A 12,647-nucleotide genomic window follows, 5' to 3' on the forward strand; every position below is an offset into this window, starting at 1 on the left:
CCGTATCCGCCATGGATTTGCACGCCTTCGTCGACGACGAAATCCAGCGTTTCGGAACCGAACACCTTGTTGATCGAGCATTCAAGCTGATATTCGGCAATGGCTTTGGCCGATTGATAGCCCACTTCTGGACTGCTGTGATCCACTTCGGCAAGGCCAACATCGAACAGACCTGCCGTGCGGTAAACCATGCTCTCGAGCGCGTACGTTTTCGTATTCATATCCGCCAGCTTTTTGCCGATCAGTGGGAAAGTGGAGATTTTACGGCCAAACTGCGCGCGCTCGTTCGCGTACTTGGCAGCCAGCTCAATCGTATCTTTGGAGGCGCCTACACAACCGGCGGCCAGCTTGAAGCGTCCGATATTCAGGATGTTGAAGGCGATCAAGTGCCCCTTGCCTACTTCCCATAACAGATTCTCTACAGGCACTTTCACATCCTCCAGGATCAGCGGACAGGTGGACGATCCTTTTATTCCCATTTTTTTCTCTTCCGGTCCAATGCTGACGCCTTCCATTGTGCGCTCCACGATAAAGGTGCTGAAGTCCTTGCCGTCAACTTTGGCGTACACGATGAATAGGTCGGCGAAACCGGCATTCGTGATAAACTGCTTGCTGCCGTTCAATACATAATATTCACCGTCTTCGGATAAGGTGGCTGTCGTTTTCGCCCCCAGCGCATCTGAACCGGAGGAAGGCTCCGTTAAGCAGTAGGCGGCGATCTTCTCGCCGGTTGCCAGAGCAGGCAGGTATTTCTGCTTTTGCTCCTCCGTGCCGAAATAGACGATCGGCAGCGTGCCGATACCGACATGGGCCCCGATCGATAACGCGAATGCGGATGCCTTGGTCAGCCGCTCGCTGATCAGCGTCGAACTTACCTTATCCAGGCCAAGCCCTCCATAGGCCTCCGGTACGTCGGCACCGAGCAGGCCGAGTTCACCGGCTTTGCGCATCTTCTCCACCGTAAGCTCATAATTCAGTTTTTCGATCGCTTCGTCATGGGGCACCACTTCACCGGCCACAAAATCCTCCGTCGTCTCGGCGATCATCCGGTGTTCTTCCGTAAAATCTTCCGGGGTCACCATATTGTGAAAGTCTGTGTCCTCAATGATATAACTGCCGCCGATCACCTTATTCATCGTTGTGCTCATCGTTCCCGTCTCCTTTGCGATATGAATTTTTAATATAAAAACCAAATCACTGTAGAACGCTTTCTGCTTACGGATGAACCTCAAACACGCCCGCGGCGCCCATGCCGCCGCCGATGCACATGGATACCACGCCGTAACCGCCGCCGCGCCGCTTCAGCTCGCTGATCAGGGTCGTCGTCAGCTTCGTGCCCGTGCAGCCCAGCGGATGCCCAAGCGCAATCGCGCCGCCGTTGACGTTCACTTTCTCCTCATCGATGCCAAGCTCCCGGATAATGTGGACGCACTGGGAGGCGAACGCCTCGTTGATTTCGAATAAATCCACGTCTTCCAGCGTAATTCCGGCCATCTGCAGCGCCTTCGGAATCGCCTTGACCGGACCGACGCCCATAATTTCCGGCTCGACGCCGCTGAGCGCGAAGGAGCGGAAAGTCGCGAGCGGCTGCAGGCCAAGCTCATCGGCTTTTTCCCGGCTCATGACAACGACCGCCGCAGCCCCGTCGCTGACCTGGGACGCATTCCCCGCCGTGACCGATCCGTTCAGCTTGAACGCCGGTTTCAGCTTGCCCAGCACCTCTACTGTCGTGTCGCTTCGCACGCCTTCGTCCACCCGGAATTCGAAGGTTTTCGTCTGCACTTTGCCTTTCTCATCTACGCTTTTTAGTTCGGCCTGAACCGGCACGATTTCGTCCTGGAACTTGCCTTCCGCAATCGCCTGCGCCGCCTTGGCGTGCGATCTCGCAGCCCAGACCGAGAACAGCCTGCTTCGCCTGATAAATCGTNAACATCCTGACTCACCGCGACACGGTCACTTGGCCGCAAGTATCCGAGACGCTTGGCATCGTGGCCGCTCGTCGATACTGTCGCCGTCCCCACGGTTTGGAAAATGTGATTGATGTGCGGCTGCAGATCCGCATCCGGAAGACCGGCCGTTTGGCTCGCCCGCAGCGCCAGTTCCTTGCACCCTCCACCGGCGGGAATCAGGCCGACGCCGACTTCGACAAGACCGTAATACGTCTCCGGCGCTGCGATGACCAGGTCGGCAGGCATGCAGGATTCGACGCCGCCACCGAGGCACATGCGGTGCGGCGCGGCCACGACCGGCTTTTCAAACCGCTTCAGCGCGTACATCGTGTACTGGAATTTCCGGATGATTTCGTTAATTTCGTCCCATTCTTCGTCCTGTGCTTCCATGAGGAGCAGCATAATGTTGGCTCCCACACAGTAGTTGCGTGCCTGGTTGGCAATCACGAGTCCTCTGAAATTGCTGCGCACCTCGTCAATGCTCTGCGTAATTATGGAGAGAATGTCCTCGCCGATCGCATTGTTGGGCGAATGGAATTCCAGGCAGGCGACGTCGTCTCCAATGTCGATCAGGCTGGCTCCGCTGTTTCCTTTTACCACCTTGTTTTGCTCTTTCAGGTTACGCAGATTGATGACTTCTTCCGGATGTTCTACCTCACGGTATGCGCCCGACGCCACGTGAATCGAATACAGCCGGCCCTCCTCCTGCTTATAGAAGGACTTGTGTCCCGCGGCGACCCACTCTTTAACCCAGGCGGGAACGGTCAAGCCTTCGACTTCCATCCGCTCCACGGACCGGGCCAGGCCGATGGCGTCCCAGGTCTCAAACGGTCCGAGTTCCCAGGAGAAGCCCCATTTCATGGCATCGTCGATTTCCTTGACCGAATCGGCGATCTCGCCCACCTTTTCAGCCGAATAGACAAGCACCTGCTTCAGAATGTCCCAGGCCAGATCCGAGTAGCGGTCCTTCGCCCCGAGGAGCGCCTTTGTTTTCGCTCCGGCTCCCTTGGCCATTTTCGCGGCCTCCAACGATGCCGATTTGGGCTTCATCTGCGGCACATATTCCAGCGTTTTCAAGTCAAGCGATAAAATCTCGCTCCCGCTCGACGTTTTCTTTTTCAAATAGAAGCCCTGCCCGCTCTTCTCCCCGAGCCAGCCGCGTGCCACCATGCCCGTCAGCACTTCCGGCGAAGTGAAAACCGCTTGTTCGCGCTCATTCTCGACGTTCATCCGGACGTTATCCGCGACATGAACGAACGTGTCGAGCCCCACCAGATCCAGCGTGCGGAAGGTAGCGCTCTTCGGACGCCCCATCGCCGGTCCGGTCACCGCATCGACCTCTTCCACCGTGAAGCCCTTCTCCAACATTTCCTGCAGAGTCACCAGCAGGCCGTAAGTACCGATCCGATTCGCAATAAAGTTAGGGGTATCCTTGGCGATGACGACGCCCTTGCCGAGCACCCTTTCGCAAAAATCCTTCATACGCGCCACGAGCTCCGGCTCCGTGTCCCGTCCGGGGATAATTTCAAGCAGCTTCATATAACGGGGTGGATTAAAGAAATGCGTACCCAGGAAGTGTTTTCTGAACGATTCGCCGCATTCGGCCGCCATCTCGTTGATCGAGATGCCCGACGTGTTCGAGCTGACCACCGTACCCGGTTTCCAATGCTGCTCTACGCGTTTCAGAAGCTGCTGCTTCACTTCCAGATTCTCGACCACCACTTCGATGACCCAGTCGACGCCTGCAATTTGCGGCAGATGGTCTTCGAGGTTACCCGGCGTAATCCGGGAAGCAAACGCAGGATCATATAGCGGAGCCGGCTTGATCTTGCTGAGCTTCTCAATGGCTGAAGTTGCAAGACGACTGCGTACCGCCGGATTTTCCAGTGTCAACCCCTTGTTCGTCTCTTCCTCTGTCAGCTGAGTCGGAACGACGTCCAGCAGTAAGCACGGGATCCCGACATTGGCCAGATGTGCAGCAATGCCGGAACCCATAATTCCTGAGCCGATGACGGCTGCCTTGCGAATGGATTTGTTCATTGTGTGCTTGCCTCCATTTCATTTTTTCGAAAATCTCGATGTTCTCCATGCACAGCTGCTGAAACAGCATCTCATTGCCCATCCGGCGGGGCGTATCCCCCGAATTTTTCTCCTCGTTGCCGAGGATGGCGAAATTTACGCCGGATTCATTCAGCAGGCGGACAAACGCCTTGGAAATTTTGCGGCTGCGCAGGTCGTATGAGCCCATCGATCCGACGAAGAACAAATATTCAAACTGCGGATTGTCCTTGACGGTTGGCACCCGGATGCCTTCCACCTCGCCGGTCCAGTTGGCCCGGTCGTTGCGGTTCAATCCCCAGGGATTGCTTTGCCGTTCGATATTTTGCAGGGCTCGCTGCCCCTCTGCCGGCATGCTTCCCTCCATCAGCACGAGATGGCGGCGCAAATCGATGATTTTATCGACATGCTCGTTGCCAACCGGGCACTGATCCTCGCAGTTGCGGCAGGTGGTGCAGGACCAGATCTCCTCCTCGGTCATGACGTCGCCGATCAAGTTCATGTCCTGCGGACTTGTGTCCTGATGGGTCCAGGTGGCCTTCTGCCATGCCAGCGTCGGGCGAATATCCGTCACGCCGTCCGCTGATGACCAATCGGGATGGGTTTCGGACACGGCTGCATCCAATGCATGCGCTCCACTCCCGGCAAAAGCATATTCGGGAACATACGGCGACTTACCGGTAACGGCTGTACCCTTTTCCGTCAAATGATCACGTAGTTTAGTAATAAGATGCATCGGCGAAAGTACCTTGCCGGTATTGGAAGCCGGGCAGACGTTCGTGCAGCGGCCGCATTCCACACAAGCGTAGAAGTCGATCATCTGCTTTTGCGTAAAATCTTCGATCCTGCCGACGCCGAACGATTCGGCTTCTTCATCTTCGAGGTCAAGCTTGCTCAGCTTGCCAACAGGTTCGGAGCGGCCCAGCCAAATATTGACCGGTGCGGTAATGAGGTGAAAATGCTTCGATTGAGGAACATAGACGAGAAAAGATAGCAGAATAAGCAGATGGGCCCACCAAAAGATGTAGAACAATATGGATGCCGCCGTCCCGGACATGCCGGAGAAGATGGCCGCAATCGCTGAGGATATAGGTGCATAAGCGGATGGCTCGAGGTCAAGCCGGATTCTTTCGAAGGTAAGCGACAGCAGCACAGACAGCATCAGGGAGAAGATAAAGAACACGACAATGCTCGGCTTCCACCCTTTCTTGAGGCGCGCAAGCTTCTCGCCATACCGGCGGTAAGCGGCATATCCCATCGCTACAAGGACCAGAAACACCGTGATCTCCTGAAGCAGTCCGAATACGTCGTACGCGGGAAGCGGAAGGTGGCCGCCGTCTGTCAGTCCTTTGATAATGAGATCCAGCGCGCCGAACTGAAGGATGATGAAGCCGTAAAAGATCACCACGTGCATAATGCCGCTCTTCCGGTCCTTCAGCAGCTTTTTCTGGCCGAACACCTGTCCCAGGAACTCGCCCCATCTGCCTTCACGCTGCTTCCGGAAATCCACCGGCTTGCCGAGCTTCACGTACAGAAGTCTGTGATACACCGCTTGGCAGAACAAATAAATACCGTACCCGGTCACAGCGAGAAACAGGAGTAAATTGACGATTGGCCACACCATTTGTCATCCGTCCTTTCTTCGTATTCACCTAAGTTTGGTGACGGGTTACATTTCGTAAGCGGTTACAAAGCTTGTTTAAAAATAAAATCTTACCTTGAAAACATTGACAACTGGCACTGTTTCCCATAAGATTAAGAAAAATGAATGAGGATTCATTCAGTTATTTGAATTCTAACACCGGGGTGGCCTGATGACAAGTAGAAAATTGGAAAAATATGAGTTGATTTTGGATGCAGCCTTAAAAGTAATCGCGGAGAACGGCTATCACGGCTCCCAGATTTCGAGGATCGCCAAGGAGGCAGGCGTCGCGGACGGTACGATTTATTTATATTTTAAAAACAAGGAAGATATCCTTATTTCTCTGTTTCAAGCCCGTCTCGGAAATCTGGTCTCCATGTTCAACAGCAGCGTGAAGGAAACGAATACCGCCGATGAAGCCCTCCGCAAAGTTTGCGAAATACACTTTACCGAGCTCGAAAACAACATCAATCTGGCTTATGTGACACAAATCGAGCTGCGTCAGAGTTCGTTGGAGCTGCGGAAAGCCATCGGGCTTGTCGTCAAGCCCTACATTCAGCTGATCGAGCATATCATTGAACAGGGGATTGCCGAGAAATCGTTCCGTGCAGACCTCGATGTCAAGCTGACACGCCTGCTGATTTTTGGGGCGATGGATGAAGTGGTCACCTCCTGGCTTATCTCCGGCCGAAAGTATTCCCTTTCCGCTCAGGTGGATAAGACAGTTGAGTTTTTCTTAAAAGGTTTAAAATAACGCGTTTGAGAGAGGAGCTTGTCCGCATGAATATCTACGTTATGCTGAAGCAAACCTTCGACACGGAGGAACGAATCGTCATTTCGAATGGACAGATTTCCGACGACGGGGTCAAGTACGTCATCAATCCGTACGACGAATATGCGGTAGAAGAAGCGTTGCTGCAGCGGGATGCGCACGGCGGTACCGTAACCGTCGTTTCAGTGGGACCGGAGCGCACGGCCGAGGCGCTGAGAACGGCACTGGCCATGGGCGCCGATGAAGCCGTGCTTATTGACGGCGATAGTATTCCCGGCGACGAGTTCAGCATCGCCACAGCGCTGGCGGCCTATTTTGGCCAGCAGTCCGTAGACCTCATTCTCGGCGGCAACTTCTCTGTAGATTCCGGCGGAGGTCAGGTCGCTGTAAGGGTAGCCCACCTGCTGGGCCTGCCTCACGCTTCCTCGATCACGAAGCTGGACATTGCCGGCGGAAAAGCATCCGTGCAGCGGGACGCCGAAGGCGATACCGAATCGCTGGAGGTCGCACTTCCTGCGGTATTCACCGCGCAGCAAGGGCTTAACGAGCCGCGGTATCCGTCGCTGCCCGGCATTATGAAGGCGAAGAAGAAGCCGTTCCAGCGTCTCGGACTTGGCGATCTCGGACTAACCGAAGCGGATGTGGCCGCCAAGACGAACCGCCTCTCCCTCACCCTGCCGCCTGAGCGCAAGGCCGGGCAAATACTGAAGGGAGACCTGGCCCAGCAGGCCGCAGATCTGGTCCAGTTGCTGCGTACCGAAGCCAAGCTGATTTGATGAAACCGATAAAAGGAGGAATCCCGAATGAGTAAAACGTTTGTGGTCGTAGCTGAGGTCCGCGGTGGCAGCCTGCGTCAGGTTTCGTTGGAAGCGCTTCAGGCGGCCTCCATTGCCAAAAATGAAGGGGACGCCGTCGCTGCCGTGTTGATCGGGTCGCAAATTACGACCCTTGCTGCAGATCTGGCGGGCTATGTGGAAGGCCGGGTCTTCGCCGTGGACCACCCCGAGCTGGAAATCTACAACGCTGAAGCTTATTTTGATGTCGTGCAAAGCGTGTTTGAGCAGGTGACGCCTGACGTGGTCATCCTTGGTCATACGGCACTGGGCCGGGATCTTGCGCCGAAAATCGCTGCCCATTTGGGTGCCGGGCAGATTTCAGACGTGACGGCGATCGAGCAGAACGGCGGCGAAGCGGTCTACACCCGGCCGATTTACGCAGGCAAAGCGTTCGAGCAAAAGTCGTTCACCGGCGGCCCGCAGGTCGTGACGATCCGCCCGAACAATGTGTCTCCCGCACCAAGTGTATCTTCGCCTGGGGAGATCATCGAGATCGATTACGCCCCTTCCGGCTCCCTCCGCTCGATCGTAAAGGACATCGTGCGCAAGACGTCCGGCAAGGTTGACCTGACCGAAGCGAAAATTATCGTTTCGGGCGGCCGCGGCGTCAAGAGTGCCGAAGGGTTCAAGCCGCTCGAAGAGCTGGCGGATGTGCTGCACGGCGCGGTGGGCGCTTCCCGGGCGGCCTGCGATGCAGGCTACTGCGATTATTCGATGCAGATTGGCCAGACCGGCAAGGTCGTAACGCCGGAGATATATATCGCCTGTGGCATCAGCGGCGCGATCCAGCATTTGGCAGGGATGAGTCAGTCGCGGGTCATCATCGCGATCAATAAGGATCCCGAAGCGCCGATTTTCAAAGTGGCGGATTACGGTATCGTCGGGGACCTGTTCGAGGTCGTGCCGCTCCTCACCCGCGAGTTCCGCAAGGTGCTGGTTTAACGGCTCGTTGGACGTGATGAAGCCACATATTTCAAAAAAACAAAAGCATTCGTCAGCCGGTTCACTACCGGTTTGACGAATGCTTTTTCCTTGTCTTGTCGTGTATGAATCGGTGTTCAAAGGAACAACGCGGCAGCTCAGACGTTTGCCGAAGCTAAAGCTTCTTTAATCTTCCGGTTCACCCATTCGCGCTTGGCGATCAGCCATTCTTCTTCGCGCGGGTAGCGGCTGAACGTGATCGGCTCGGGCAAATCTTCCTCCAACACCTTCAACACATTCTCCCTGCCGATTTTCGATTCGAGCAGCTGGAGTGCACGCAAATCCTGCAGCGCTTCGTTCATGACCTCAAGCCGGATCGATTCGACCGGCACGCCGCCAGGTCCCGGATACACGATAAACGGATCGCCTGACGGAAAAGCTTTGCCGGCATCGGTCGTTTCGTACGGATCGATCTCGCCTTTGGAGTATTGCGAATAATAGAAGTTATAACCCCAATGCAAAAATCCGGCGGCGTCAAACTTGTACAGCTGGTAGCCCAGAATCCGATTGCGGGCCGAAGGGAAGCACATGAAGCGGTTAGCCACCTCTTTATATTGGGAACAGCAATAGTACGTCCAGAGCGGCTGGACGTTATGCTCCAGAAACGGCTCAATATGGTTGCTGGCCGGAATAGGCGTTTTCACCAAACCATTTTCGAAAAAATCATAGTCCGACAGGGCGTCGATGATCGGGAATCCTTGCAGCAGACCGCCCAGCAGCTTGCTTGCATAGCCATAAGACTCCAGGTGATCCGCCCCGGGCTCATCGGAGATGTGGAAATAACTTCGTTCCGACAGGTTATTGGCATCAATCCATTCCGTTAGCGCCGGAACAAACTGCTCCAGGAACAGACGATACGTTTCACCGGTGGCATCGGTCTCCCATCCGAAAATCTTCTGTGGATTTCCGTCTACGGATGCGATGATCTTCGGCGCATGCTTCGCCCCCCACTGCGTGAACAATGGGAAAATTCAAAATAGCGGATGCCCTTCTCATCACACAGCTCAACCCATCTTGCGAGCCGGTCAAATCCGAACGCGTATTGATTTTCCCCTGTGACAGTCACATCCACAAGCTGAACCGTCGGCCGCTCTCCGCCGACCTCGGTGTCCAGCGGCGGCGTAAAGACGGGCGTCAGAATCATGTTCATGCCATGCTTTACGGCCGTATCAATGAATTGACCGATCACCTGCCAGTGTTCTTCACTGAATACGTCCAGATTGTAATAGGTCGCCAGGCAGTCTGCATGGAACCATTCGGTATGTATCAGCTTCTGGGGAGGCAGCTCCTCCGGAATCAGCTCCAGCTGGAAAGTCTCCTCTCCGGCAACTTCCCCATCCCCGGATGTAAAACGGACGGTGATCGGGTAGCTTCCCGCCGGCGTCTGACCTTTCGTCTGAAGTGTGATCCAGACACTTTGCCACTCTCCCGGTGCAGCTGCAATAGCTTGATCTTCATCCAGCGGATACAGTGGATCCGGAAATAATCCGGGTTCCGCACGCAGGACATGTTCATCGTGATCCGGATATACGGGAAAACCGGACGGCACGAGGCCAACCCGGCGTACCGTAACCTGCAGTGCAGCCGGCGCGTCTACGATGACCTTAAGATCATTTACCGGGCTGTCCGTCCGGTAAGCAGCTTGAAAAGCATACGTTTCATTACTGAGCATCGACCCGCCGGTCACGGGATGTTCGGTTCCCTGTCCATCCGGAAATACTTTGGATAACGAGCTGAGAAGCCTGGTCTGAAATACTTGATTCTGATTCATTGAGCCAATGATCCCTCGCTTTCAAACGGTATGCTGTATCCTTCGCTATCCGTCCCCGGCATCCTCTTTAAAAAATCCAAAATAAATATTTTTTAATCTGCAAACACTTCCCCATCTTCCGGAATGATTACCCTGCTGCTGTATCCCGCCTTTTCTATCGCATCTCTAAGGTCATCCCTTGTTACAAAGCAGTGATTGATCGCTTCCATGTGAACGGCAGCCACTCGGGTATCTGGTTGATGGCGCAGAACCGCAAGCACGTCATTCTCATCCATAATGATCGGATCCCCCGTCACGAAGCGGGCGCCGCCGGCGTTAACAATCGTCAGATCCGGCTGGTAAGCATCAAGCGCCTCTTCAACATCACGGCACCATATTGTATCGCCTGCAATGTAGACCGTCGGCTCGCCTTCGGCTTGAAGAACAAAACCGCACACGGGCCCCATCTGTTTCCCGATTTCTCCCGTTCCGTGCTGACCTCCGGTACGGGTCACAGTGATTCCTTGAAACGTAACGCTGCTTTCGACCGGTGTCGTGCCGGTAAACCCGGCTGCCCGGATCTCACCTTCGTCCTCCGGCTGGCAGAATACTGCCGTTTCCTTGCTGATTTGCTTCTGAGCAGGCTCATCCCAGTGATCCGGATGCCGGTGGGTGACCAGCAGCGCATCCGGCTGCACGAGCTTTTCCACCTCCACTGGCAGGGGTACCCGCGGGTTGCGCAGTTCGTTGGCGGTATTGATTACCGGCGGGTTGGCCTCCTTCTCGCTGAACATCGGATCGACGAGAAGAGTTACACCGGCATATTCAATAAACAATGTGGCATTGCGGATTAATTGAATTTTCATTTCCATTCACTCCCGGTTTGGTTTATGATTCTGTTATTCACGATACCAGTATAAAACAGGAAAACGTGTTTTTTACATAGCCTGGCGAAACGATATTGGTAGCTATATTTTCACGGTGAAAGGAGTGAAGGGCAAGATGAGCAAACAAGATATCGATGAGATCGACCTTAAAATATTGCAGCTGCTGGTGGAAAATTCTCTCCAGTCCAACAAGGAGATCGGAGAAAAGGTACATCTCACCGGTCAGGCGGTGGGTGCCCGCATCCGGAAGCTCCAGGATCTGGAGATCATCGAGGGTTATACCCTTCGGTGCAATCCGGGCAAGCTCGGACTCCAGGTCAGTGCTTTTATTACGGTCTTTATGAAATCCGCGGATACGCATGCTTCGTTCCAGCATTACATCCAGCGTACCCAGCCCATCGTGGAGGCTCACCGGATCAGCGGTGAAGGATGTTATCTCCTTCGGGTGCAGGTGCCAACCCCGATGGACCTCAATGACCTTCTGGGCGAGATGGTTCAGTTCGGCAATTATAAGGTCAATTTGTCCATCGGCCAGCTAAAATAGCCCATCAAAAAAGAGCTCCCCATCCCTGTTCGAGATGGAATAAGAGCTCTTTTTTGCAGAGTTTATAACCTTTTATAATTTGCTTGTTACTGGACGACCGGAATCGTCATTTCGAGATCTTTATGATAAGTTTTAAGCGGTTCCCCCTTACTGTCGGACACGATGGTCCAATCCTTTTTCACAGTCAATGTATAAGGCTTGATCGTAATGGAGGACGGCGTTTTAGCAAACGGTTTGTAGGCCTCGTCTTCATGGTATTCAGTACCCGGGCTGCTGTTGAAGTATCCGATCATGTTCTGCTGCACCGGATTCCCATCCTGATCCACGATGTCGTAGTACATTTTGCTCGGGCTTAAATCTCCTGTTTGCTCTGATGTCACGGGAACGCTGCCTTTGCTGTCCAGTACGAGTCGTGTCGTTATCGGCGTCAGATCCACCTGCTTGACCGTATAGCTGAAGTCATCGCTGCTTTGCGTTTGATCCGGATGAAGGACGACGGCTCCTTTCGCCAGGTTTTTGACAGGAACGACGAATTCAAACGGTTCCTGGATCCCGGTGACGCTCAGTTTTACGGACATGTCAAACGCTTCGGGGAGGTTTAGCTCCGTCAATCCTTTCGTCAATTCATACATGGCCATGTTTCGGATCAATTGGCCATCTTTCGTTTTGCCTACAGCGTCCGTGAACATACCGAAAAATTTGCTGTTACCTTGGATGCGGACTTCCGGCATATAGATAGACCCTTTTTTCTGCTGTTCCAATGGAACGGTTTGGATCAGGTTCCCCTTCTCATCCTTCGCCCCTGCCGGTGGATAAGGGGAGAGCATCGTATCGTCGTCCAGGCCCTGACGTTCAATGGCGAATGCAAGCCGGGTTCCATCAAACATCACCTCTTTAATGCTGAGCGTTACCCCGTCCCTGGTTACACTCAAGTTCGGCGCAGTTGTCAGTCCTGTAGTGCTGGCCTTCTGCAAAGTACTGTCCGAATTGTATTGGAACACACTGCCGATCCACGGCACGTTTTTCAAAGCATCCGCCATGACAGGGGACACGAAGCCGCTTCCCATCACCACGCCTCCAAGCATGGCTGCAGCTGTTACGCTAATCGCCGCCTTTTTCTTCCAGGTTCCTCTTCCGATACGTTCGCTTCTGCTGGATCTACTCATTTCATTCAGCCTCTCCATAATTTGATTGGCGTAGCTTTCTTGCGGCATCTCCTTTTGCTTAA

10 protein-coding genes and 2 pseudogenes are annotated in these 12,647 nt (G+C 54.2%); 4 read left to right on the forward strand and 8 right to left on the reverse strand.

The annotated features are described in order from the left end of the window. The 4 genes and pseudogenes from CPT76_RS10740 to CPT76_RS10755 form a co-directional block, all read right to left on the reverse strand. Positions 1-1,148, reverse strand: a 1,148-nt coding sequence (locus tag CPT76_RS10740; RefSeq protein WP_181152938.1) for an acyl-CoA dehydrogenase family protein, incomplete at its 3' end; no start/stop codon positions are given. A 67-nt stretch (positions 1,149-1,215) separates the two neighbouring features. Next, positions 1,216-1,893: pseudogene (locus CPT76_RS10745) on the reverse strand (acetyl-CoA C-acyltransferase); the annotation flags it as partial. Next, on the reverse strand, positions 1,806-3,989 hold the full coding sequence (locus CPT76_RS10750) for a 3-hydroxyacyl-CoA dehydrogenase/enoyl-CoA hydratase family protein (RefSeq protein ID WP_146116215.1): 2,184 nt from the start codon (positions 3,987-3,989) through the stop codon (positions 1,806-1,808). The pseudogene CPT76_RS10745 and the gene CPT76_RS10750, both read right to left, overlap by 88 nt. 22 nt (positions 3,990-4,011) lie before the next feature. After that, positions 4,012-5,631, reverse strand: a pseudogene (locus tag CPT76_RS10755) ((Fe-S)-binding protein); the annotation flags it as partial. Between the two features lie 190 nt (positions 5,632-5,821). Here CPT76_RS10755 and CPT76_RS10760 point away from each other — a divergent pair. From CPT76_RS10760 to CPT76_RS10770, 3 genes are read left to right on the forward strand one after another with little or no spacing between them, the layout of a single operon-like run. Continuing rightward, positions 5,822-6,403 (forward strand): fatty acid metabolism transcriptional regulator FadR, encoded by a 582-nt coding sequence (locus CPT76_RS10760; RefSeq protein WP_076165412.1) that lies wholly within the window; start codon positions 5,822-5,824, stop codon positions 6,401-6,403. Positions 6,404-6,429: 26 nt separating this feature from the next. Further along, positions 6,430-7,197 carry an electron transfer flavoprotein subunit beta/FixA family protein gene (locus CPT76_RS10765; protein WP_105442913.1) on the forward strand — a complete coding sequence of 256 codons (768 nt, stop codon included), beginning with the start codon at positions 6,430-6,432 and terminating at the stop codon, positions 7,195-7,197. Between the two features lie 27 nt (positions 7,198-7,224). Continuing rightward, positions 7,225-8,199, forward strand: coding sequence for an electron transfer flavoprotein subunit alpha/FixB family protein (locus tag CPT76_RS10770; RefSeq protein ID WP_105442914.1), 975 nt, complete (start codon positions 7,225-7,227; stop codon positions 8,197-8,199). 137 nt (positions 8,200-8,336) lie between these two features. Here CPT76_RS10770 and CPT76_RS42475 read toward each other — a convergent pair whose 3' ends face one another. The 3 genes from CPT76_RS42475 to CPT76_RS10780 form a co-directional block, all read right to left on the reverse strand. Further along, positions 8,337-9,200 carry a glycoside hydrolase domain-containing protein gene (locus tag CPT76_RS42475; RefSeq protein ID WP_308737557.1) on the reverse strand — a complete coding sequence of 288 codons (864 nt, stop codon included), beginning with the start codon at positions 9,198-9,200 and terminating at the stop codon, positions 8,337-8,339. Beyond that, a complete protein-coding gene (locus tag CPT76_RS42480; RefSeq protein ID WP_308737558.1) occupies positions 9,149-10,009 on the reverse strand; it encodes a glycoside hydrolase domain-containing protein in 861 nt (286 codons plus the stop codon). Before CPT76_RS42480 ends, CPT76_RS42475 begins: the two co-directional genes overlap by 52 nt. 92 nt (positions 10,010-10,101) lie before the next feature. Then, positions 10,102-10,854 (reverse strand): MBL fold metallo-hydrolase, encoded by a 753-nt coding sequence (locus CPT76_RS10780; RefSeq protein WP_105442915.1) that lies wholly within the window; start codon positions 10,852-10,854, stop codon positions 10,102-10,104. Positions 10,855-10,990: 136 nt separating this feature from the next. Between CPT76_RS10780 and CPT76_RS10785 the strand changes: the two genes are divergently transcribed. Then, entirely contained in the window at positions 10,991-11,419 is a 429-nt protein-coding gene (locus tag CPT76_RS10785) for an Lrp/AsnC family transcriptional regulator (protein WP_105442916.1), read from the forward strand. A gap of 86 nt (positions 11,420-11,505) precedes the next feature. Here the strand turns inward: CPT76_RS10785 and CPT76_RS37235 are convergent. Next, a partial coding sequence (locus tag CPT76_RS37235) for a DUF4179 domain-containing protein (RefSeq protein WP_105442917.1) occupies positions 11,506-12,647 on the reverse strand: 1,142 nt, incomplete at its 5' end.

Origin of the sequence: Paenibacillus sp. AR247, assembly GCF_002968895.1 — a bacterium.
In the GTDB taxonomy this organism is placed as follows: domain Bacteria; phylum Bacillota; class Bacilli; order Paenibacillales; family Paenibacillaceae; genus Paenibacillus_AQ; species Paenibacillus_AQ favisporus.